The sequence below is a fragment of the Colwellia aquaemaris genome, assembly GCF_057548755.1.
The window spans coordinates 495,105-518,564 of sequence record NZ_BAAJLV010000003.1 but is presented as its reverse complement, the minus strand read 5'-3'; the positions used below and the strand labels follow the sequence as shown (position 1 = coordinate 518,564).

The following is a 23,460-nucleotide window of genomic DNA, read 5'->3' as shown; positions in this document are numbered from 1 at the left end:
CTATAAGCCTCGTTGCCATTCTTGCCTAAGTGATATCTGCTCGGGGTGGGTTAAAGCCATATTCACCTTCTCAAGCAACTGTTTTTTATCTTTTCCTAAAATTCCTTTGAGTACTAAATAGTTTGAAGCATGATCCGAGCGAAATATTGTTTTATTTAATTCCAATGCCTGTAACAAGGTAGACATTTCTTGAAATAACTCTTGCTGATTTAATTGACGAAATCGACCATTAAAATTTCTAGCAAAACGTTCTTCACCTAAAGGAAACGATACCACCAACGTCGAGAGAAAATCCGGTTGTGCTTCATTCATCAACTTTGCCGAATTTAACGCATGCTGCTCAGAAAATTCTGGCCCACCTAAGCCATTTAAAATCATAACCGATGACTTCATCCCTGCTTGTTTTATTTTCGTTAATGCCGCCAAAGATGACTGGTAACTTTCACCTTTTTCTATCAACTCAAGCACTTCGTCGTCACCACTCTCGCAACCCACGTACATCAATGTTAAGCCGAGTTCACGTAATTGACTTAATTGCTCAACCGTTTTATTACCTAAGTTTCGAGGCAAACAATAACTAGAAACACGAGTCACTTGTGGAAGATACTGCTTTATTAGTAAGAGTATTTCTTTCAAGCGATTAAATGGCAGCATCATGGCATCACCATCAGCTAGAAAGACACGTCCTACTGGTAAGTTGCTATTAACAATGGATAGTAATTCTTGCTCTATTTTCTCTGTTTTTTTAGGTTTAAACTTTTTGCTTTCACTGGTATACATATCGCAAAAAGTGCACTTATTCCAAGAACAACCATTTGTAACTTGCAAAATAAGACTTTTCCACTCGCTCGGTGGTCTAAAAACGGGCTCAATATAATTTAGCGGGTACATAAAGAAGGAATTCCAAAGCAGGATGTTGGTGTTTTAGAACATTATATAAAGGTGCCAATACCAAGCCAAGAATAATAACCATCATATTCTTAATCGAGAAATAAAAAAACCGATATACCAAATGATATATCGGCCATTAAACTTGGTAAACTATTTAAAAAATACAATGCTTGGTAAAGTCTTTAGCTTCAGTTGCTGTCCAATCACCTTTTGGCTTTTCTTTCAACTGTGTACACCACTCTTCACTACCTACTTCTGGAGCACATGCAGTGACAAGCAAAATAGATAATACAACCAACGATAACTTTTTCATTTGTTTCCCTTTTAAATAACTTTTAACTAAAAAATTGGACTTAATATATTACCATTAGCATCTTCAAAACGGCCAGCAAGTATTGTAATTAAGTCAGCCAACCACCAAATACCGACCCCGCCTAAGGTAAACAACATAAAGAAGCCACTGCGTTTTCGACCATAAACAAAACGGTGTACTCCAAATACACCAAGGAGTAAGCAATAAATAAAAGCAAACACACCTTGCGCATTTTTACTTGCCACACCACCAAACGCACTGGGTAAATGTTGCTCTGAGCCACAATGTTCGCATTCATTTGCGCTGTCACTAATATGATCACCGCAATAACGACAAAAAACCGTTGAATTCATATTTATTCCTTGTTTAAACACTAACTAAATATATTTTAAACTCGCGTAGGCGGTAAATACCGACAATGAAAGTGCTACGCAAGCTAAGCAAGATTTCGATACTTTATTAAATGTTTTATTAAAAAAACGACATACAAAACAAATACAGTATATAAAAATAATTCACCAATTAGTTTACCAAACGCAATATTATTCGCATATTTCACGGCAAATTGGTAACGAAAGATGAATGAAAATGTAACATACCAAAAAGCGTGATAGCCAATGATCAATAATAAAAAGTATTGGCTAAACGATTTATTGTTTTGAACTTTTGCATTGGTCATTTATTTATCAGTAATTCACCGTAGGTTAACATTCACAGCTTTGATGAAACCAAAACTCTATTTCATCTGTTTCTTCTTCAAACAAAGCGCTATGTTCAACTTGAGCTGGTACATGATACCACTGGCCTACTTTTATACGTTGGGTCTTACCTGCCATAGTTAGAATTAACTCGCCACGTGTTATTATTCCGTGGTTGTCTGTGTTATGACTATGAGTAGAAATTTTAGTACCCGCAGGATAAGAAGCAAACAAAACATCACTGCCCTCTGCAGCAAGTTTAAAAGCGTCAAACCTACCGTCATATACAGGTAGCTGTTTTATTTTATTAGGATACTGGCCTGGCATATAAACTCCGAAAAAATTAGTATTTACAGTTAATCAAAGACCTTTTCACAACCACTGTAGCTATTAAATTTATCATCCCAGCGCCTAACATCATTAGCTCGGCGCCAACGAGAATGGAAAAATTCCATTAAGCAAATTCCTGAGTCAAGTTCAACCATAAAGGTGTCATGCTCATTTACCACACTGAAAGGTGGATACTCGCGACTTTGTGGCCAAGTTAAACCACCTCTTGAATTGGCAAAATCTAACCAGAATTGTTCAGGTGTTATCCAAGTATTCTTTGTACTATGCCACACCTGTGTTGTGCTATTGTTTTTAAAAGCGCCGTGCTGAGGAGTGTCTGCAATAGCTAAAGAATTACCGCAAATAATCAGCGTTACAGCCAAAGTAAACGTTATTTTATTCATAACTTTAATTCCATCACCTAACTCTATGTATATGAGTTATATAAATTATTGTGGTTCATAGCAACAAATACTGTTAATTAAATGCCACATTTGATGTTACTCGCTAATACAATAGTCACTTGACTTAGAAAACATTTCCTTACGGTAACGTTTTGATAAAAACAAAATAAGTGTAACAACTAGAATAATCACAATGGCCGATATATTAGCAAACTGCAGCATAAACTTGATCACACTTGTGCATTTAGATTGATAAAACTGAAAAATAAAAGCCAAAATAGGCGGGAAAAGTAGAATCAGCATTTGGCTGTAAAAGCGTAATTGCCGCCGCCAAAATGCTTCTCTTACACTTGCGGCACAATTATTCCACATAGGAATACCATTAAACTGTGCTTTCAGCTCGGTACCACAAAATAATGAAGCTTGTGCAATGCATATGTTGTGATGTGTGATCATCAAACAGCCTGCTAAGGCAAATAGTGAGACAAGTACTACAACACCATCTGGCAACACACCTTTAACAATAAAACCAAGTAAAACGCCTGAAGCTGCAAGGTAGAACGCAATGGTTTGACTTCGAATACGTAAACGAACATTAATTTCGGCTCGTGCCGCTTCGTAAGAAGCTTTAATTAAGTCACTATTAGCCATAGAAGATCCTTTTTGCTATGCATTTGTAATAACTTAATATAATCGATATTTATAAAAAGGTAGAATAGAAAATGTTAGTAATGCAAGCGCACTTAACAGGCGTAACCTCTATTTGTTCTTTATAGCAATATAAATATCAACTGCTGTTGGCTTTTTAAAATGTTCAAAGTCTGTCGTGTATGCTCTTTCATAAGCTAAGTCTTTATTACTAAAGTGCTCCCAAATATGTCCCCATAAGTCAATGACAACATGAGGAACTTCTCCGTGTGCTGAAAAGACTAAATACTCGCCAGCGACAATGTTAATTTGACTAAGATCGCTATATTCCGCAAAAATGTCTGAGGCCGCATACACATTATATCGGCCACTAAAATCTGACTCGTAATCGGTATAAACCCCGTAAACATTTGAATTTTCTGTTAGCCTTTTGCCAAACTCACTATAAAACGTACCCCAAAGATCGCCAATTTTGGCGGTAGCTGGATTCATCTCATTTTGATTTGACGTTCGAACCGATATGCCTGATAAGGTAAAACTTTCAATTTCCTTTAAATACATTTAACTCTCCTTGTTAAGTGACTTTGAATACCATAATTAAAGTAAAATCAATATACAAAATAATCTTAAACCAATTTTGACCTTATAAAAATCATTCTACGATTTTTTCATTCACTAGACTTTTTACTTTATTATCATCATATTGCAAAAATTCAGACAAAACCTTATGGCTATGTTCACCAATATTTGGCGCAGCGTGCTTATATTGTAGTGGTGTATCAGAAAGGTTAATTGGCGATGCAATCGTTTTAATCATAACGCCATCTTTGTCCTCCACTTCTTTAACCATATTACGATGCTGTATTTGCGGGTGATTAAAAACTTGCTCAAGTGTATTAACAGGCCCACAAGGCACAGAAATTTTTTCTAATAACTCAACCCAATTAGCCGTACTTTTTAATGCAATAATTTTAGCTAATATTGGGATTAACAATGCTCTATTTTCCACCCTTTGCTGGTTGGTTTGGTATAAATGGTTTAGGGCAAGTTCATGACAATCTGCTGCAATGCAAAACTTTTCAAATTGCTGATCATTACCAATCGCCAATATTAAGCTACCATCATTCGTTGCAAAGGTTTGATAAGGCACAATATTGGGATGACCATTGCCTAAACGTGTCGGGTTATTACCTGTCGCTAAATAATTCATCCCTTGATTGGCCAAGGTCGCGACTTGCACGTCTAACAAGGCAATATCAACATGTTGACCTTTGCCCGTATGTGTTCGCGCAAGCAATGCAGCAAGAATAGCATTAGCGCTGTATAGTCCAGTCATAACATCAACAACGGCAACTCCAACTTTCATTGGCTCACCATAGGGCTCTCCTGTTAGGCTCATTAAGCCACCTTCGCCTTGGATCATCGCATCGTACCCAGCCTTCTGTGCATATGGGCCGTGTTGTCCAAAACCCGTAATCGAGCAGTAAACCAATTTGGGGTTTATTTTCTTAACTTGTTGGTAAGCTAAGCCATACTTTTCCAAGCTTCCAACTTTGTAGTTTTCAATTAAAACATCAGCTTTGGCGATCATATCTTTGATCACTTGCTGCCCTTTTGGCTGGCTAATATCAATGGCAATAGACTTTTTGTTACGGTTAGCGCTGTGATAGTAGGCTGCTTGTGCAGGCTCTTGATCTTGCGCTGGCTTAATAAATGGCGGGCCCCAATGGCGCGTATCATCCCCTTTTTTCGGCCGTTCAACTTTAAAGACTTCCGCCCCCATATCAGCTAACATTTGCGATGCCCATGGCCCTGCGAGAATCCGGCTCAAATCAACGACCTTAATTCCTTTTAATGCTTCAGACATTACAAACCTTTAATTTTATATTGTATACCATATGAATAATAATTATGATGCCAGCGTAGTAATTATGATAATTTATCAGCAACAGATAAAACAGCTTTAAAGTCAATATAAGCGGCACTTATCTATCATCATTGCCATATTTAAAACAAAGTACTTTTCATGGCTTCCTAAAAAATGATTAAGGACATATTTTGCATACTATAAAAGACAAAAATTTAATTAAAAATGCCTCGTATATTGACGGCAATTGGCAAACCAGTAATACCAGCTTTAATGTCACTAACCCTGCAACAGGTGACATTCTAGGGCAAGTTTGTGATGCAACGATAGATGATGCACATTTTGCGGTAAAGGCGGCAAAGAAAGCCTTTAAAACGTGGTCTTTAATGCCGGCCCAACAACGTGCCCATCTGCTACGTAATTGGTATAACTTGATGATGGAACATCAAGAAGATTTGGCGCGTATGTTAACGCTTGAGCAAGGTAAACCGTTAGCAGAAGCGAGAGGAGAAATTGCCTATGGTGCTGGCTTTATTGAATGGTTTGCTGAGGAAGGAAAACGTGTATACGGCGATACTATTCCTAGTTTATCGTCGAATCAAAAAGTTCTTGTTATCAAGCAAGCTGTCGGTGTTGTTGCCTCAATAACGCCTTGGAATTTTCCCAATGCGATGATCACCCGTAAAGCTGCGGCCGCATTAGCAGCAGGTTGTACATTTATTGTAAGGCCTGCAACACAAACACCTTTCTCAGCATTAGCCATTGCAGAACTTGCACAGCGCGCCGGAATTCCTGCTGGTGTATTCAATGTTATTATTGGTGAAGATGCTGTTGGCATAGGTCAGGTATTAACAACACACCCTGATATCGCGAAATTTACCTTTACTGGTTCAACCGCCGTAGGTAAAACCTTAATTAAACAATGTGCCTCAACCGTTAAAAAAGTCTCCATGGAATTAGGCGGTAATGCTCCATTTATCGTATTTGACGATGCGGACATTGATGAAGCTGTCAAGGGTGCCATCATTTCTAAATATCGAAATGCTGGGCAAACCTGCGTATGTACAAATCGAATTTTCGTGCAAAAAAATATCCTTGCCAATTTCACTGAAAAGTTTTCAGCAGCCGTTAACGCGTTACAAGTAGGTGATGGTATGGATGACAACACGCAAATTGGGCCAATGATTTCAAGTGAAGCGGTCGACGGTGTAGATAAACTAGTAAAAGCATCTCTTGAACTAGGCGCAGAACTCCATACAGGTGGCTCGCGCCATCTAGCGGGTAGCCACTTTTATCAGCCGACAATTTTAACTAAAGTTACCTCAGATATGCCAATTGCAAGTAACGAAATATTTGGTCCAGTTTCACCAATTATTGCATTCGATAATGAAGCAGACGCCATTACTATGGCAAATGATACTGAGTATGGTTTAGCAGCCTATTTCTATGCACGCGATATTGGTAGAGTTTGGCGCGTATCAGAAGCTTTGGAATACGGTATGATTGGTATTAACGAAAGTATTATTTCTAATGTGTCAGCACCTTTTGGTGGCATAAAACAATCAGGAAATGGCCGTGAAGGATCTAAATATGGCTTAGATGACTACCTAGAAATTAAATACCTCTGTATGGGCGGTATTAATAACTGATAGTGGTCTTGCAATAAAAGCAGCCACTGTTTTAACATTTGGCTGCTTGATAATGACTTGTCCGCAATTTCTAAAAACTGTCTTGGTTAGGCACTATTATTCATCAGCATAGCATATGCTCTAATCACTATTTCTCTTGCATCACCTTGATTCTTTTACTATTGGTGATCTTCTTAATAACAAGATGTGAGCACAAGAAGAAAAAGCTTAACTTTGCGTACGGTAATAAATTTCGTCATTTTTAGATAAGATATATAAAGTTAAGCTGATTTATTAGATTACTTTTATGCTAGTTTTGTATAAAATATACATAACTAATTTTAAATTTAGCAAGGTACTACTATGACTATAGGTGTCGGCGGCTCTACCGCAAAGCAAGAACTCGATAAATTAACAGACATGACAAAAAACGTTCAGCCAATTACTGAAGCTGAGTTTGAACAGCGTATTGCTAAAGCCCAAGCTATAATGACCAAGAACAATATAGCGGCTACTTATATCAACGCAGGTACCAATTTATATTACTTTACCGGCACACGCTGGTACGCAAGCGAACGTATGGTAGGAGCTATCATCCCACAACAAGGTGAAATTAAATATATTGCACCTTTTTTTGAAGTTAATACCCTAAACCAATACATGTCGATAAAAGGAGATATCAAAGGCTGGCAAGAACATGAAAGCCCATATCAGTTATTTAAACAAACCCTTGCTGAGCTTAATATTAAAGATGGTCAAATTGCTATTGATGAATCAACTGCTTTTTTTATTGCAGACGGCATTAAAAAAGTCGCACCTGAATTTACACTCATTGATGCAAAAGTTGTAACCGCAGGATGCCGTGCTGAAAAATCTGATCATGAAATCGCCCTATTACAACAAGCTAAAGATATGACTATGGCAGTACATAAAGCCGTAGCTCGTATTCTTTATGCGGGTATTACGACTCAAGAAGTTAGCCACTTTATTGACCAAGCACATCGTAAAGTTGGCGCTGCGGCTGGCTCATATTTTTGTATTGTTCTGTTTGGTGAAGACTCTTCTTACCCACACGGGGTAAAATCACCGAAAGTACTTGAAGAAAATGATATTGTTTTAATTGATACTGGTTGTCAGGTTGAAGGATATAACTCTGATATTACCCGCACTTATGTTTTCGGTGAGCCCAATCAGCGTCAGCGTGAAATGTGGCTAGTGGAAAAGTTAGCACAAAAAGCAGCTTTTGATGCCGCTAATATTGGTGTTGCCTGTGGTGACGTTGATGTTGCAGCAAGAGAATACCTAGCAAGCCAAAATATGGGGCCAGATTATGAAACTCCAGGTTGCCCGCACAGAACAGGACACGGTATCGGCTTAGACATTCACGAGTGGCCTTACTTAGTGCGCAGCGATAGAACACCATTAGCAAAAGGTATGTGTTTTTCTAATGAGCCCATGTTAGTGCTACCGGGCGAGTTTGGTGTTCGTTTGGAAGATCATTTCTATATGACAGCAACAGGGGCTAAATGGTTTACCGAGCCATCTTATTCTATTGACGATCCGTTTGGTTATAATCAAAACTAAGCTTTATATTCGGCCATTTTCCACGCTATTCTGTATATAAGCCAGCATTGAAATACGATTTAATGCTGGCTTATTAAAAACTATTACATTTTACACACTAAAATAGTTTGGCCTATGGCGTGGCTTTGGATAGAATCCAACTACTATAATTTTTGATTTAAAAGCTATGCACGCCATTTTAGAGTATATTCCGTTAATTATTTTCTTCGTTTTCTATAAATTTGCTGATATTTATTGGGCAACAGGTTCATTAATAGTAACGTCAGCCATACAAATTGCTTATTACCTGATCCAGAAAAAACCAGTTCCTAAGCGAAATTTAATATTCTTTGCTTTAATTGCAATATTTGGTGGCCTCACCATATTTTTGCATGACGACGCCTTTTTAAAGTGGAAAGTAACGATTATTAATGGCATTTTTGCAATTGCACTTATAATCAGCCAAAAAATATTCAATAAAAATATTATTAAGCAATTTTTGGGGGAAGCAATAACTCTACCTGAGAATATTTGGAATAAGTTAAACTTATCTTGGGCAATATTTTTTGCCACCTGCGGTATACTTAACTGGTACATAGCGTTTAATTTTAGCCTTGAAACTTGGGTTAACTTTAAAGTGTTTGGCTTAACTGGCTTAACCTTTGTATTCGCCATAGGTTCAGTTATGTCGTTATACAAATATATGCCCGACGACCAAGAGCAAGAAAAGAAAGAGTAGTTTTTCGCACACTTTTATCAGCAATAAAAAGAATTTAGGAAGCCGATGTTTTATTTAATTTACAGTGAAGATGTAGAAAATAGTTTATCACTACGTATGAGCGTTCGTGAAAAGCACCTTGAACGCTTAAAAGTATTGCAAAGCCAAGGCAAGTTGTTAGTTGCAGGCCCTTGCCCAGCAATTGATAGTGAAAACCCAGGCGATGCCGGCTTTACTGGCTCACTGATTATTGCAGAATTTAATAGCTTAACTGACGCTAAAGCATGGGCAGAACAAGACCCTTACATTGCCGCTGGTGTATATAAAAATGTGACGGTAAAACCCTATAAAAAAGTACTACCAGCCTAAGTTTTTATCTGCCAATATTAGTATTTAAAGTGATTAAAAATAACCCTATGAAATATTTTATTCTTTGTTTGCTTGCATTTTCTTACTCCAGCATTGCCAAAAACACAGTGACATTGTGTGAAGCTAAAATGACCACCACAGAAGAGTTTTCAAAATGCTTAGATGGCGTAAGAAAACACAAAGACCGTGAGCTACAAACTTGGGTAAACAATCAAACCTTTACTTTAGAAGAATTAGCCAAGGTTACCGGACGTCAAGCAGCATTAAATATGTTTAAGCGTTCACAACGTAACTTTATTACTTATCGTGAAAATAATTGTCGTTGGCAATATTTAGCCATTTCTCCGGGGACAGGTGCGGCAGCAGCGTTCAAAAAGTGCTATATCACCCTAACTCAAGATAGAATTAACGAATTAACCAGTCTGAGTAAATAAAGGCTTATTTCGTGCCTGAAAGCGTGTAATGAACATGTCCATAAACGCTGCCACTATTAAAGTAATAAAGGTCAACTGTATTGCAATGGCAGCGAATATATCAGGTGCTTTCATAAGCGTTGCCATTAAAGAATCATTATAATAAAAAAACCATTGATGATTTTCGGGAAAAACCACGGTATGTAAATAATAAAAAATTTCCGTAAAGCCCCAACTTATAAAACTAATAACAATCAATAGCGCCAGCACAGTTATAGCAAACAATTTTTGCTTAACATTTGGAATACGCAAAATAATCGCCAGCGCTTTATAACGACTCTGCAATACGCATTTAGCACAATAAAAGTAAATAAATGCAATCAATAACAATAAGTTTAACCACCAAAGTGTTTTTAAACTGTCAATTAAGTTGGCAACATCTTGTAAATGTTGCACTTCACTTTTTGTTAGCAATTTTTGTGACAAGCCCTGTTTATTTACATAAGAGATAGTCGTTAAACCATCACCTTGTTGATGAATGGCACCAACGATATCAGCAAATTTTTGGCTATGTAATGAGGTATCATTACGTGGAAAATCTCGTTTACCTTGAGTGTTCTTAGGAACGTGTTTTACAACAACATCATTAATGTCTAGGGTTTGATACCAAACATCATAAAAAAAGTTTGCCGATTTACTGAGCTGCCAACTTACTCCCGCAGAAAATATCAATAAGGATAATGAAAAAGTTAGCCAGAGCAATTGGCGACATACCAAAAATAAAGTCATTTTATGCATTAAAACTCATATTCTATTGCTACACGCAATACATGATCTTTACTATCACCATTTAAACCGGTAATAAAACCAGCTTCCCACTTTAACTGTTTTTGACCACTAAAGCGCTGTATGCCCATAAAAGCTGGGCCTATGCCGGTATAATCTTCACCGGTATAAATTTCAATAGCAGGTTGAATTTGTGGTATCCAGCGGTAGCGGTATTGCAAACGAAATTCTGTTTCAAATTCATTTTTAATATCACTCCCCCCTTCATAAATTAAAAATGCATTTAGCGCTAAACTGGTGCGCCCAAATTCTTTTTCAAACAGTACTCCGGTCGTTACTTCCCAAATATCAAGCTTATGTTCTTTTTCTACCTCAAACAACATGCCCCAGTCAGCCCAGTACTCGCCTTGTTCAGTCGCCATCCAGCGTGTTTCAATTTCATACGCCGATAAGCCAAAATCACCACTAGCATCTCGTTCACCAACTAAATAAACTTCAACCATAAAATGATCAGTTAAAGACTGCCCGTAAGCAAAACGTTGTCCTAGGCTATTGCCCGCATCATTTTGATGTGACAATAATCGCCACTCAAACTCGGTTTCATCAGGTAAAACATATGGATGATAAACTTTATCAACAACCACGCCATCTGCCAGCACAAGTTTAGCTGCAATCAATAAATAGATAATAAGGGCGCTATGAAGAAGTAGCGCAAATTGCCTTGTAAAAATACGATAGCTCATTACAAAGCCTCCTGAATAATTTTTTCTTTGTCTGTTACTTTTGTTTTTGTTGCGTAAATAGTGACAGATAGCGCCAAGAAAATTGCACTTAAATAAACACCTACTTGCATAAAGGTTGGTGTGGCATCGTAACCGAAAAATGCCGTAAATAGGTGCCCAAACTCTGAGTTCTCAATGACAATATCATTGGAATCCCAAAGCATATTGCCACTTGAGACAACATCTATCTGCAATAATAAATTGCTAGCTTGCATTAATAAGCCAGTGCTAAAAAATGCCAATAATACTTCAGCAAACAGTTGGTAGTAAGGTTTGATGAAATCAATCAAAAAATACAATAAAACCGCAATACTTGCGCAAATGCCAATGCCTAACACTACACCTGTTGTTAATACATTAGAGGCATTACTTTGATGCCAAAATCCTGTGATATAGATTAAAAAATTTCCGCCATTTAACATAAACACAATAGCAATAAGTGCTATGGCGCTATATTTAGTTATTTGTCGCTGAACATCGGCTGCTGTGTATTGGTGTATAAACTTTTGCCCTAATATTAATAACGATAAACTGTAGCAAACAAGGTAAAGCCCAGCATAAAACCACTCCCTCCCCGTATCATCAAGTGAACGAGACAATTCATCACCAAATAATAACAAGATGAAACTTAAGCCGACTCCGACTGAAACGGCGTAATAAATCCAAGAGTATTGAATGGCTTGCTTTTGCAATAGTGATAACAAAAGAATGATTGCCACAAAAATAGGTAGTGCGTCTCGTAGAAACAAAATAACGGTATTAATCAACATACAGCACCTCGCTATCTTGTTGGTTATTTTGACTCACGAATAGCAGTTCTTCTTTTGCTACTGAGTAGATATTGGCCGCAGCTTTATTGGTTTTAGGTACTACAATAATGGTACCTCTGGCGCTGTTTGGGTTATATTCACCAAAAAAGTCATAACGTCCTGAAGGCAACGGGCCAATAAAAATCACAGAACGTTTATTAGGGTATATAACTTTTTCTCGATTAAGATCAAAGCTATCAAATTCTTCAGGCGTTTGATCACGATTATAAATAATCAACTTCACCTTAGTATTCTCAGGAATTTCCAGTTCTGTTGGATAAAATAAATGATCTTTTAGCTCTATTTCATATTCTGGCCGCTTCGCTTCAGCCGTTAACACGTAAAATGAAAACAATAACAGCACGGTATTAATAGCCTTAGCCATACTTTGCTCCGTGTGGATTTGTTGTGTGGTTATTTTTATCCTTAAAAAATGTCACTTGAGCGCATAATCCTGATAATAATGGTGAGGTCGATAAACTGATTTCAGCGTGGTGTAATTCTACAATATGTTTAACAATCGACAAACCTAAACCACAACCAAATACTTTTGAACTGTGGCTATCCCCTCCGACTCGGTAAAACCTATCAAATACTCGGGAATATTCTGTTGCGGCAATACCTGGACCAGAGTCTTCAATGCGCAATTGCACCAAGTTGTCACGCTCAGTACAGCTGATTCTAATTTCTCCGTTGTTAGGCGTATATTTGGCGGCATTACCTATTAAGTTTTTTAATAGTATCCCAATAGCAAATCGATTGCCTCGTATTGTTGTCGATTCGCTATTCAATTCTATATCATGGCCACGAGCTGCGATATCAGGGTAAAGATCACTAATACATTCTTGCAATAACTGTTGTAAATTAAGCTGTTCACTTTCAGCTAATATTTGCTCAGGGTTAGTTCTATTTAAAGTTAATATTTGATCAACCACATGAGCCATTCTTTCTACGCTTTGCTGAAGTTGCTCAAAAGATAATTCTTTATCTAATTTCTTTAAATTTTCGTTGCCAATAACTTCGGAAATAGCTAGGTAATTCTGCTGTAAGTTGTGCACATTAATTTTTAGTACACTTAACGGAGTTCTTAGTTCGTGTGCTGCATCCGATGCAAAATGCTTTTCTCGCTCAAATGCTAAAGAAAGGCGTAAAAACAATTCATTTAAAGTATCAGTTACCGGCGCTAACTCTTTAATATCACTCCGGGCTAGTTGAGTTAAATCATTTGCTTTCTTATTTTTTAAGGCGCGAGTTAAAAATGTTAGTGGACGCAAGCCCTGACGTACAGCTAGCGAAATAATGAGCGCTAACAATGGCATAACAACAATAATAGGAGTCACCGCTGATAAAATGATATCTTCAGCAAGATCAAATCGTTTTTTTATTGGTTGCGCAATGATAAACCAGATATTTGCACCTAAACCATTGTTTACTTTTGAGGTGTAGGTACGCCAGCGTTTACCTAAAAAATTTGTTTCTCGAAATCCACTAGCCAATTCATTGATCATCGCCGACGGAGCATTACTAGTTCGCGACAACACTTGGCTATCTTGTATCAGCTGATAAGCAAAATTAGCACTTTTTTGTTGACTAATAACGCCGTTAGGAAGTGCTACAGCAGTTAGTACCTGTGTCAAGGATACTAATTCTTTATCAAATAAACTTTCCGCTTTACTCATACTGGTTTTGTAACCTTGAATGGCGGAAACGAATATCACTAAGGTGATAATCGACAACAATATCAGTACTAAATAACGACGAATCGACATCAATTAACCTTTATTTATGGTGTAACCAACACCACGCACTGTTTGAATAAACTTCGTCGGTAATTTTTTACGTAAATTATGGATATGAACTTCAACAGCATTGCTAATCACCTCTTCCCCCCAATCATACAAGCGAGACTCTATTTGCTCACGGGATTGGATCCTACCGGCATTTTCCATCAAGGCTTTCAGTACCATATACTCCTTTTTTGAACAGCTGAGCTCAGCTTCACCAACAAACACTTTATGTGCAGTACTATCAAGTTTCACAGCCGCTATGGAAATAATGGCGCTATCAGCAGTGCCCAATCGGCGCTCTATGACTCTAAGACGAGCAAGTAACTCATTAATATCAAAAGGTTTAACTAAATAATCATCAGCACCAAAGTCAAGCCCTTGAACTCGTTGCTCTATAGTATCTCTGGCGGTAAGAATAATCACAGGCGTGGTTTGCTTTTTAGCACGCAATTTTTTTAAAACCATTAAGCCGTCAATATCAGGAAGACCGAGATCTAAAATAACCATATCATGATCAGGAACTGTTAACGCAGTTAGGGCGTCTTTGCCATTCCCGACATGATTTACAACAAAGCCTTCATGTCGCAAAGATTGCTGTAATGCCTGTGCCAGTGGTAAATCATCTTCCACTAATAAAATTCTCATAAAGCTATATTTTACCTTATATATATAAAAGCAAACTCAAGTGTTTTTTTTCGATTGTACCTTATCAACATGATTTTAAACTAAATTGCCTGAAAATATCTGACAATTTAGTTTATTTACTCATTCGCCAACAAGGGCAATATTAATTGCCTAGGCAAGAAACAGTTGTTTTAACGTTTGCCTTTTTTAGCAATTTTTTTCTCTACTTTTGCCAATAAATTTTCAATTTCCACTTGTCGATGCTTATCGGCAATTAGGGCGTTAAGACGCAGTGGTACTTGTTTTGCGATTAATAAGTATTTTTTCGATAGTTGGTATTTTCCTTCATCAAATAAAAACTCACCGTAAAAAAAGTTTGAAATTTTACCATCAGGGTTAGTACTCAAACCTTTTTTTAATAGCTGCTCTGCGTCATCATCATCACCAAAAGCTATCGGCCAACCGGGTACCTTATGGTAAAGTACCCCTAAGCTTGTATATGCCGAGCCCGCCAAGGCGCTGGGGTCAAGTTCAATTGCTTTTTCAAAATCTTTTTTCGCTTGTTTTGCATACGACAATGCTCCTAAGCCCCCTTTTGCACCAGCAAAACTTGAATTAATAATGCCACTCCATGTCCAAATACCCGCTTGCTCAGGCGCACTAGATTTTAATTTATTTACTGTCGTTATCAGTTTGCTAAATGCTGCTTCTTGCGCGTCACCTTCAAGCTCAAAATTAACATGAGCCCAGTCATCGCTTAGTGTCTGAATCATATCAATTGGCTGAGCAAATAGTGAGTTACTCACTAGTAAAGTAACCACTACTATACTTCGTTTAACGCTAACTTTAGCTGACTTAAATTTTTTCTTCATTTTAATATACGCACTCATAATTCACTCCAAATATTGTATTTGTCCTGCAACCTAAGTTGTCATTTTTAGTTAATCATTCTTAAAATTAGTCAAAATAGTGATTTATAAATTCATCCACTCCTTTTTCATAATGCCGGCTATTTTCCTGTTGTGATAAACCTGCAAAACGTTTAACTTTTTCAATATTTTTTCGTAACGCGTTATCAACTAATTCAGGTAAAAAGCCATTAATGCGTACAAACAATCGTTCCGGCCAACCTACTGTAACTCTTAGTTTTTCTTTGGAAATTTGCTGCACTAATGCTGTTGCAACGGCTTCTGGTGCATCCACAGAATTGCCTAATGCGAAATTCATTTCATTTGCCGCTTCACTGTTGATTTTTGTCGCTGTTGCACGTGGGGCAAAATAAAGAATACGATGTTTGGTGTGAGTCAATTCACGCTGTAAAGATTCAGAAAAGCCCCTAAGACCAAATTTTGATGCACAGTAACTGCTATAGCAGGGAAACCCAATTGCGCCCAATGCCGAGCCCACATTAACAATACATTTTGCCGTAACTTGCTCGTTAGAGCCGCAGGCTAAGAACAACTGTGTGAGCATCATAGGTGCTAACAAATTAATATTCATGGTTGTGCTTAGCGATTGTTCAGTAACATTTTCAAAGCGTGTAAAATCGCTTACGCCAGCCGCATTTATTAGCATATTGGCTTGGCAAACTTTCGCCTTACTAATTACATCAATTTTGCCTTGTTTAGTTGTGATATCAGCGCTGAGGTATTCATGCGCTTGTCCTGACTCTGTTAATAGTTGCTGCTGTAATTCTTTTAAGCTCTCTATATTGCGTGCAACCAAAATTAATTTCGCGCCAAGGTTTGACAACTGCAACGCTACCGCAGCACCAATACCACCAGTAGCCCCGGTAATAACAACAGTACTTTCTTCAATTTTCATTACAAATTCTCCACGCTTAGTTTGGGCTGAATGCTCTGATCCGAGCCTTGAGGGTTTACATAAAGTTCAGCGTTCACTGGCCGCTGGTATAGCGCTGCAATTTGTTTTGACAAAAATTCACTTGCAAGCTGACGTCGAATACGACCATTTGCGGTCATTAAATTTGAGTTTGCTTTAATTTGCTCTGTTAACGGGAACCAAGATTTTATTTGTGCATAATCAGGTAATTGTTGATTTACTCGCTTGATGTGCTGTGAAACGTCATGGTCATTGGTTGAAGCATTGTCAAAGTAGATCGCCGCACAACAAAAAGGTTTTGCATCACCAAAAACAATCACTTGCTTGATATCTGATTTAGCTTGTAGACAAGCTTCTATCCATTCGGGATTAATGTTTCGGCCAAAACTAGAAATTAACGTATTTTTCTTGCGCCCTTGAATGTGCAAAAAACCTTGTTGGTCGATATAGCCTAAATCGCCTGTGGCATAACGAGTATTTCCCCATGAACTCTTCTCGCCGGCATATCCTAGAAATAAAGGCCCATTTACAACAACTTCGCCGTTTTCAATGTCAAGTTTTAAATGCTTTAGTGACTGACCAACGCTTCCCGCAAGGTTGTTCTGTCTAGTATTTAAACTCACCACAGAGCCACATTCAGATAAACCGTAACCTTGATAAACAGGTAAGCCTATATCTGTCGCGATGTTAAGTAACGCTGGCGCTATATGAGCACCACCTACAGCGATAAACCTTAAGGTAGTTGGTATTTTCCAACCATTTTGACACGCTTGTATCAACCCTTTTAGTAGCTCAGGTGTTGTAATAATGCTGGCCGGTGAAGATAAACTTATTTGTCGAACAAACTGCCTAAAATCTAGTGACGAACTGCCATTAAAACCTAAATTAGCCAGCGAAGGTAGCTCAATTGGCGTCCCATTTAATAACGGCGCATAAACGCCTGCTATGTTTTCCAATAATGTTGCCAATGGTAAAACACATAAGTGTTTAGTCATTTTTAATTCAACACCCTGAGCAATGCTATCAGCTACTTGCCATTGATGTTCCGTACTTAAGCAAACGCCTTTTGGATTGCCAGTAGTGCCAGATGTAAAGGTAATTTTTGCCGTATGTTCAGGTAAGCACTTTTTACTTTTAAGACAGCTTGCATATGGCAGTGAATAAACAGTTAAATCACTACCGTATACTAATAATTCTGCCCCTGAAAACTGCTTAATAAATTGCTCTGATATTTTACTGTCAATAAATAGCAAGTCACATCCAGCAGTAATAACGCTATGATTAATTTGCTCAATGCTAAAATAGCTAGGTAAAGGCAAGAGTGTGATTGATAATTGCTGACACGCAAAATCAATTAACACCCAGTCAATACTATTATCCATACATAAAGCTACCGAAGTTGCAGCGTAATCAACTAAACAAGACTTGTACTGCTCAACACGCTTTTTAAACTCAAGGTAATTAATTTGCTCTTTATCGCCAATCAACATTGGCTGTTCTGCTTGCCCAGACCAGACTAAATCTAAATCTTTTCTCATAACTCACCTTCGATCTGTTGCATTATTTGTCGTGCTAAACGGTGAATAGTTGGCGTTAATTGCATTACCATTTCCCGAATACGCATTGATTTTCTTAATTCATAAACGGCGTTATAAACATTACCAACGCATACATTTGGACTATCAACATAATAAGTTCCCCAATTGTCAGTACCGTTTACTAATGACTCCTCATTTGCCTGCCCTATCACGACAGGCATTAAGGAAAGTTTTGCTAATAATTGTTCAACCTGACTAGTTGCGGTAAAACTCACCCATTCAATATTCGCTCGCTCTAAAGCAAATGCTAGAACAATAAATAATTGTCGACTGACACCTGTTTTACATGACACTAAGTTGCCAATTTCAACTAAGCTTGTCCTTGAAATATCAAGGCCATTAATATTTTTAATGGCCGTTTCAATAGGGAAATTTAAATATTGTTCAAGGAACAGAGGTTGATTTACCGCACTGCGCACGCCAACGACGGCAGCAATTCGCTGGTTAATTTCAGCTGTCAATAAACAAGGTAAAAAACTGGTAATATCGGCGCCATGTGCTGAGCGAAAAATCTTTTTTACCGCGGCTTCTGCTTTTGACCTTTGTACGTTATGTATGTCGTATAAGTGAAATGATGGTGTTCGATTATTAGCGAGTGCTAACGATTGCAAACTTGGTTTTTCTTGCTGTAAATTCATGACATCTTTCCTTATTTAATCGTGTTCTTGTCGACTTGTGAGAAAAGATAACAATGCTTTCTTAACGTTTACTTAAGAAATTGCCTTAAATCTTGAAAATTAAATTAGCTAAGTTCAAACCTGAGAAAACTGCTTAAAAAGAGGTATGCAAGCGTATGACAACAGCTTATGTTGAACGCATATTGTTTAGACTGGGTTATTTAAATAGGTTAATAGAGCAAAATTATTTTGATGACATATTCATTTGCATAACATTACTTAGCAAATTAACTTCTTCATTAATATCTGCAAGTGCATTTCGCAGATTGTTTAAAGCGTCATGTGAACAAGTGTCTGTGGCGACAATTAACTGTAAATCGTCTAATGCACTTTTCACTTCTTTTACACTTAACTGTATTGCTCCTTGCGGCTCCATCACAGAGGTTCCTTTTTTATTGTTGATTTTAAAATATAGACCAAGTCTCATTTTTTACAAAAATAAAATCAAAAATGCTTGAAATAGCATCAAAATCGATATACTGTACATCCATACAGTATATCGAGGTAATACCTATGTTGAATATTAATAAATTGAATTTAAAATTAAATAACAACAACTTACTAGTAAATTCACTTACAAAGTCAACCAGCATCACAGCAAATAAACGCCAATGGTGTAACATTGTTAATGTTAAAGATGTCTGTGATATTTCAGATAATTACTTGAGTATTTGTCAAACTCATTGCGCTGATAATAAATGGATCTTGATGATAAACCCCGATGACAAGCCACTAGTTCAACTGTCATCAGAGGGGAAAATTGACCCTGCAAAAATATTAAAAGTGAACGCAAACAAGGTAAATGTTAACTTTATACATATAAAAAATACCTTACTTAAAGGTAACTGTTCAGCAATCATTCTTGCAAAAACTGAATTTAATCAAAAACAAATTGCAGAATTATCAACTTATGCTGAACAGGGAAAAACACAATGTATTTTAGTACAACAAACGATGCCTCAAAATACAGCGCAACTGCACTAATGCCCCTGCATATCAGAGCATAATTCACATTGAGAGTAAGGTTTTGCTATATTATCGATAGGGAAAGATTAAAGGTACAATAGTGAAATATGATAAACTGTTGTTTTTGTCAATAAAGTAACTATTTATGCTATGCCCGTGCGGCTCAGAACGAGCCTTTAATTTATGCTGCCAGCCGTATATTCTAAACAAAATAACGCCACGTACTCCAGAGCAACTTATGCGTTCACGCTATAGTGCCTATGCGACTCAACAAGCAGAATATATTTACAACACCTACGCACAAACAAGTCGAAAGTCGCAATCAATAGATGATATTAGCCAATGGGCAGCAGCAACAAAATGGATAAAGTTAATTATTCATTCGAGCAGCGACTTTAATGTTCAGTTAGAAAAAAGTGAACTTGCTCAAGTTGAATTTTCAGCCTTTTATCAATACCAAGGTGATATTTGGCAAATGCGTGAATGTTCAAATTTTATCTACGAAGATAAGCAATGGCGTTACCTCGATGGCAAGGTATCCGAAAGCGATGCATTAAGTAAACCTAAACGTAATGAAGCATGTTTTTGTGGTAGTAAGAAAAAATTTAAACAATGCTGTGCAAAAAACTTTTAAGCATGTGCTGCCATAAGCGGTGACTTTACAATTGTTGTTTGAACAGCCGCTAACCAAGCTTTTGCATTAAATTCAGCTCTTTGGTTATCAAATTGTTGCGATTCGAGTTTATTGTCACTATGTTGCTGCTGACAATAAAGACTCGTATTCGCTAAAATATCACTGGCAATATGCTTGGCATCATCTCTAAAGGCAAGTGGCTTTGGCTGTAATGCATTCAGTAAATGTAGCTGCGCTAATTGTTTACTTTCAACCAAACTTGCCTGATCAAATGCAGATAATTCACTAATATCTGCTATTGCTAGTGGCGCTTCATCAGGCAATTGAAACTCTTTACGCAACAATTTGGCAGAGGTAATTTTTTCAGGAGACTTCGAACGAGGTAATTTAAACTGACTATGTGCCCTTACATCATCGGTGAGCATTGCCAGTAATAAGGAAAAATCAGAACGACGTGCCGAATGAACACTTTCATTAAGCTGCTCGCCTAATTGAAGCTCATGGGTCAGAATGTCATTTGATAACGCGTCTACTGCCAAAATTTTCTACTTATTTGCCGTTGATAAAATAAGTATCGGCAAGAGCGAAGTTAACTTTAGGCGAAATTATAAATAAAGTTTAATTCCTTTATAATTTACAACGAATTGTATATAAATTAACCATTATGAGGAGGCGTGCTTTATTGGCCACGACAAGATAAAACATGCACCGCCATTTTTTCCATCAACAACAGAAGCGCTGCCACCATGCCATTCCATGATACGACAAACAATAGCAAGCCCTAAGCCAAAGCCTCCCGTTTCGCGGTTTCTTGATAAATCACCACGAGAGAAGGCATCAAAAATAATGCATTTAAAGTCGTCACAAACACCTTCGCCATTATCAGTAACATGAATTTGGCAATGTTGATTATCTTGCTTAACCGTAATATCTATTTCGCCATTACCATATTTAATTGCATTTGAAATGTAATTGTTAAGCGCCCTACTAATAAAATGCCTGTCAACATCAACTTTGCAATCGCCAATATGGTTATTAATTACAAAGTTCTGTTCAAATTGCTGATAATTTCCAACTTGCTGTTGAATAATATCGAGTACAGATTCCTGAGTAAAATTAAGATCCGGCTTGTCATTATCAAAACTGGCATAAATAAGCATTTCACTGATCAATTGCTCAAGCTCGCAAATATCTTGGCTAATGGCCGTTCGATATTTTTCCTGCTTATCTTTATCTTCCGTACAAGCGAGCATTTGCAGCGCAAATTTAGAACGAGCTAATGGTGTTCTCAGCTCATGTGCAACCGCTGTAGAAAGTTCTTTATGTGCTTCAATCAAGCGTTTTATACGACCCGCCATGGAATTAAAGGCAGTAAACATGGGAGCAGTCATGGTAGATTTGGCTTTAGGGATGGCAATATCAAAACTATCTTGGCCAAATTCAACGGCACTTTTACGCAATATATCTAGATCCCTAGATAATGGCCGTAACCAGAAGAAAAGTAAGCAGGCCAAACTTGCCAGTAATACAACTCTTACTAATGCTTCAGCACGTGGCCGAGTTGGCATTTTCGCTGGACCTAAAACAATAACCGCATTTGAACTTTCGATTCGGTGATGTATTTCTACTGCGTCATTGTCATAGTAAATATGGGTGTTTTCTGCACTAATAACATCATGATCAGGATAATTGAGTTGTTTAACCTCATGTTCTGATAATAATTTTAATGGCATTTGCCACTGTTCAGCCGCACCAGAAATAATTTCTTGCCACTCGTCTTTAGGATGCTTTTCTAAATAATTAGAAAGTGCAAATAGCATACTTTTATAACCAGTATAAGACTCTATATCTTGTTCAAGATAAGAGCTCCAAACTTCATCGAGCATCCAAGAAAACACGATAAAGATAGATATTATCAAGAAATATAAGCTAAAAAAGGAGCGACCAAGTTTCATTAAAACGCCTAAGAATAGAAAATAATTACAGGCAAATAATGACTCTATTTGCCTGTGTTAATGATGAAAAATTACTGACTAATTCCATGCATCAGGAACAAATAGGTAGCCTTGTCCCCAAATGGTTTTAATTCTAAACGGCGTTTCATTGCTATCATGAAGTTTCTTACGTAAGCGAGAAATTCGCACATCAACACTTCTATCCATTCCATCGTATTCACGGCCAACAACCGCTTTATAAATGTAATCTCGATTTTGTACTTCACCTGCTCGGCTAGCCAATAACCACAATAAATCAAACTCTTGGCTAGTTAAGTCAATATTTTCATCATGTAAAGTAACTTGACGAGAACCGCGGCTAATATGTAATTTTCCGCAATCAATTTCAGCATTTTCTTTGCCATCGGTTGGCAACTGGCCTCGACGGAGTAAAGCATTTACTCGTGCAAGCAAAACACGAGGCTCTACAGGCTTAATAACATAATCATCAGCACCAATTTCTAACCCAAGTACTTGGTCAAAATCAGTACCTTTTGCCGTTAACATTAAAATTGGGCCTTTAAATTCAGGACGTAGATCTTTACAAACCGCAAAGCCATCCTTACCTGGCAACATAATATCTAGTATGATCAAGTCAGGGGCAAACTTCTCAACGCGCTTCTCAACTGAGTCGCCTCTAAATTCTTGCTTAACATGGTAACCTTCACTTTCTAGAAACTCAGAGACTAAATCCGATAACTGACGGTCGTCCTCAACGAGTAAAATCTTCTTAACTGATGATTTACTATCTGACATAAACTTGCTCCTACTTTATTATGCTGGCAATGCAGCGGTTTCATGGCTATTTTTACAATTCAATGTAATGGCAACAAGCAATAACCATTGAAAGTATGAATGACTTTATGCTGGTTAGCTTAAAATGTTTATAGTTATTTAACAACGCCATGTACAAGGTGTTACCTCAATAGTACAACTTATTACTCGTCAATTACACTTAATTACAAACTAGCTAACAAACTGAGTTTTCGTAAGTTTTTATCCAAAAATAATAATATAAATGACACTATACATATTATATAAAGTAAAAACTTTACTTACTTGTTAAAAAGCTTGAAAATAGCGGTTATTAAATAAACGTAAAAGAAAAGCTACACTATT

The 23,460-nt window shown here is 37.3% G+C and carries 28 protein-coding genes and 1 pseudogene; 7 read left to right on the top strand and 22 right to left on the bottom strand.

Features of this window, described 5'->3' with window-relative positions:
* From AC27HL_RS11870 to AC27HL_RS11835, 8 genes are all read right to left on the bottom strand, one after another.
* Complete coding sequence (locus AC27HL_RS11870; protein WP_487081205.1) at positions 1–891, bottom strand: radical SAM protein; 891 nt, start codon at positions 889–891, stop codon at positions 1–3.
* 154 nt (positions 892–1,045) lie between these two features.
* Positions 1,046–1,204: a DUF3012 domain-containing protein gene (locus AC27HL_RS11865; RefSeq protein ID WP_487081204.1), complete on the bottom strand. Its 159-nt coding sequence runs from the start codon at positions 1,202–1,204 to the stop codon at positions 1,046–1,048.
* 26 nt (positions 1,205–1,230) lie between these two features.
* Entirely contained in the window at positions 1,231–1,557 is a 327-nt protein-coding gene (locus AC27HL_RS11860) for a TM2 domain-containing protein (protein ID WP_487081203.1), read from the bottom strand.
* 351 nt (positions 1,558–1,908) lie between these two features.
* Complete coding sequence (locus tag AC27HL_RS11855; RefSeq protein ID WP_487081202.1) at positions 1,909–2,229, bottom strand: cupin domain-containing protein; 321 nt, start codon at positions 2,227–2,229, stop codon at positions 1,909–1,911.
* A gap of 29 nt (positions 2,230–2,258) precedes the next feature.
* Positions 2,259–2,636: a hypothetical protein gene (locus AC27HL_RS11850; RefSeq protein WP_487081201.1), complete on the bottom strand. Its 378-nt coding sequence runs from the start codon at positions 2,634–2,636 to the stop codon at positions 2,259–2,261.
* A gap of 96 nt (positions 2,637–2,732) precedes the next feature.
* Positions 2,733–3,287, bottom strand: coding sequence for a hypothetical protein (locus AC27HL_RS11845; protein ID WP_487081200.1), 555 nt, complete (start codon positions 3,285–3,287; stop codon positions 2,733–2,735).
* Positions 3,288–3,395: 108 nt separating this feature from the next.
* Complete coding sequence (locus AC27HL_RS11840; protein WP_487081199.1) at positions 3,396–3,845, bottom strand: GyrI-like domain-containing protein; 450 nt, start codon at positions 3,843–3,845, stop codon at positions 3,396–3,398.
* Between the two features lie 91 nt (positions 3,846–3,936).
* Positions 3,937–5,151: a CaiB/BaiF CoA transferase family protein gene (locus AC27HL_RS11835; protein WP_487081198.1), complete on the bottom strand. Its 1,215-nt coding sequence runs from the start codon at positions 5,149–5,151 to the stop codon at positions 3,937–3,939.
* 191 nt (positions 5,152–5,342) lie between these two features.
* On the opposite strand from AC27HL_RS11835, the gene AC27HL_RS11830 reads away from it, so the two are divergent.
* From AC27HL_RS11830 to AC27HL_RS11810, 5 genes are all read left to right on the top strand, one after another.
* The gene (locus tag AC27HL_RS11830; protein ID WP_487081197.1) at positions 5,343–6,800 is read left to right on the top strand and encodes an NAD-dependent succinate-semialdehyde dehydrogenase; all 1,458 of its coding nucleotides are present in this window, start codon (positions 5,343–5,345) and stop codon (positions 6,798–6,800) included.
* 342 nt (positions 6,801–7,142) lie between these two features.
* Complete coding sequence (locus AC27HL_RS11825; RefSeq protein ID WP_487081196.1) at positions 7,143–8,363, top strand: M24 family metallopeptidase; 1,221 nt, start codon at positions 7,143–7,145, stop codon at positions 8,361–8,363.
* Between the two features lie 166 nt (positions 8,364–8,529).
* On the top strand, positions 8,530–9,081 hold the full coding sequence (locus tag AC27HL_RS11820; protein WP_487081195.1) for a septation protein A: 552 nt from the start codon (positions 8,530–8,532) through the stop codon (positions 9,079–9,081).
* A 45-nt stretch (positions 9,082–9,126) separates the two neighbouring features.
* Positions 9,127–9,429 carry a YciI family protein gene (locus AC27HL_RS11815; RefSeq protein WP_487081194.1) on the top strand — a complete coding sequence of 101 codons (303 nt, stop codon included), beginning with the start codon at positions 9,127–9,129 and terminating at the stop codon, positions 9,427–9,429.
* Between the two features lie 47 nt (positions 9,430–9,476).
* The gene (locus tag AC27HL_RS11810; RefSeq protein WP_487081193.1) at positions 9,477–9,863 is read left to right on the top strand and encodes a lysozyme inhibitor LprI family protein; all 387 of its coding nucleotides are present in this window, start codon (positions 9,477–9,479) and stop codon (positions 9,861–9,863) included.
* Here AC27HL_RS11810 and AC27HL_RS11805 read toward each other — a convergent pair.
* The 11 genes and pseudogenes from AC27HL_RS11805 to AC27HL_RS11755 form a co-directional block, all read right to left on the bottom strand.
* Entirely contained in the window at positions 9,843–10,640 is a 798-nt protein-coding gene (locus AC27HL_RS11805) for a lipoprotein intramolecular transacylase Lit (protein WP_487081192.1), read from the bottom strand. The genes AC27HL_RS11810 and AC27HL_RS11805 overlap by 21 nt on opposite strands.
* Entirely contained in the window at positions 10,640–11,371 is a 732-nt protein-coding gene (locus AC27HL_RS11800) for a hypothetical protein (protein WP_487081191.1), read from the bottom strand. Before AC27HL_RS11800 ends, AC27HL_RS11805 begins: the two co-directional genes overlap by 1 nt.
* On the bottom strand, positions 11,371–12,180 hold the full coding sequence (locus AC27HL_RS11795) for an FTR1 family protein (protein WP_487081190.1): 810 nt from the start codon (positions 12,178–12,180) through the stop codon (positions 11,371–11,373). The genes AC27HL_RS11800 and AC27HL_RS11795 overlap by 1 nt, the downstream gene beginning before the upstream one ends.
* A 70-nt stretch (positions 12,181–12,250) precedes the next feature.
* Positions 12,251–12,604 (bottom strand): annotated as a pseudogene (locus AC27HL_RS11790) (cupredoxin domain-containing protein); the annotation flags it as partial.
* Positions 12,597–13,988 carry an ATP-binding protein gene (locus tag AC27HL_RS11785; protein ID WP_487081189.1) on the bottom strand — a complete coding sequence of 464 codons (1,392 nt, stop codon included), beginning with the start codon at positions 13,986–13,988 and terminating at the stop codon, positions 12,597–12,599. The pseudogene AC27HL_RS11790 and the gene AC27HL_RS11785, both read right to left, overlap by 8 nt.
* Positions 13,989–13,991: 3 nt before the next feature.
* Positions 13,992–14,651, bottom strand: a complete 660-nt coding sequence (locus tag AC27HL_RS11780) for a response regulator (protein ID WP_487081188.1) — start codon at positions 14,649–14,651, stop codon at positions 13,992–13,994.
* A gap of 170 nt (positions 14,652–14,821) precedes the next feature.
* The gene (locus tag AC27HL_RS11775) at positions 14,822–15,520 is read right to left on the bottom strand and encodes a hypothetical protein (RefSeq protein WP_487081187.1); all 699 of its coding nucleotides are present in this window, start codon (positions 15,518–15,520) and stop codon (positions 14,822–14,824) included.
* 67 nt (positions 15,521–15,587) lie between these two features.
* A complete protein-coding gene (locus tag AC27HL_RS11770; RefSeq protein WP_487081186.1) occupies positions 15,588–16,454 on the bottom strand; it encodes an SDR family oxidoreductase in 867 nt (288 codons plus the stop codon).
* Positions 16,454–18,010, bottom strand: coding sequence for an AMP-binding protein (locus tag AC27HL_RS11765; RefSeq protein WP_487081185.1), 1,557 nt, complete (start codon positions 18,008–18,010; stop codon positions 16,454–16,456). Before AC27HL_RS11765 ends, AC27HL_RS11770 begins: the two co-directional genes overlap by 1 nt.
* The gene (locus AC27HL_RS11760) at positions 18,007–18,708 is read right to left on the bottom strand and encodes a thermostable hemolysin (RefSeq protein WP_487081184.1); all 702 of its coding nucleotides are present in this window, start codon (positions 18,706–18,708) and stop codon (positions 18,007–18,009) included. Before AC27HL_RS11760 ends, AC27HL_RS11765 begins: the two co-directional genes overlap by 4 nt.
* Positions 18,709–18,931: 223 nt before the next feature.
* Positions 18,932–19,126, bottom strand: a complete 195-nt coding sequence (locus AC27HL_RS11755; RefSeq protein ID WP_487081183.1) for a hypothetical protein — start codon at positions 19,124–19,126, stop codon at positions 18,932–18,934.
* A 134-nt stretch (positions 19,127–19,260) separates the two neighbouring features.
* Between AC27HL_RS11755 and AC27HL_RS11750 the strand changes: the two genes are divergently transcribed.
* Together AC27HL_RS11750 and AC27HL_RS11745 are read left to right on the top strand one after the other, a co-directional pair.
* A complete protein-coding gene (locus tag AC27HL_RS11750) occupies positions 19,261–19,731 on the top strand; it encodes a hypothetical protein (RefSeq protein WP_487081182.1) in 471 nt (156 codons plus the stop codon).
* Positions 19,732–19,858: 127 nt separating this feature from the next.
* On the top strand, positions 19,859–20,347 hold the full coding sequence (locus AC27HL_RS11745; RefSeq protein WP_487081181.1) for a YchJ family protein: 489 nt from the start codon (positions 19,859–19,861) through the stop codon (positions 20,345–20,347).
* Here the strand turns inward: AC27HL_RS11745 and AC27HL_RS11740 are convergent.
* From AC27HL_RS11740 to AC27HL_RS11730, 3 genes are all read right to left on the bottom strand, one after another.
* Complete coding sequence (locus AC27HL_RS11740; protein ID WP_487081180.1) at positions 20,344–20,886, bottom strand: VC2046/SO_2500 family protein; 543 nt, start codon at positions 20,884–20,886, stop codon at positions 20,344–20,346. The genes AC27HL_RS11745 and AC27HL_RS11740 overlap by 4 nt on opposite strands.
* Before the next feature lie 123 nt (positions 20,887–21,009).
* Complete coding sequence (locus AC27HL_RS11735; protein WP_487081179.1) at positions 21,010–22,302, bottom strand: ATP-binding protein; 1,293 nt, start codon at positions 22,300–22,302, stop codon at positions 21,010–21,012.
* A 78-nt stretch (positions 22,303–22,380) separates the two neighbouring features.
* Entirely contained in the window at positions 22,381–23,097 is a 717-nt protein-coding gene (locus AC27HL_RS11730) for a response regulator (RefSeq protein ID WP_487081178.1), read from the bottom strand.
* Between the last annotated feature and the right edge of the window lie 363 nt (positions 23,098–23,460).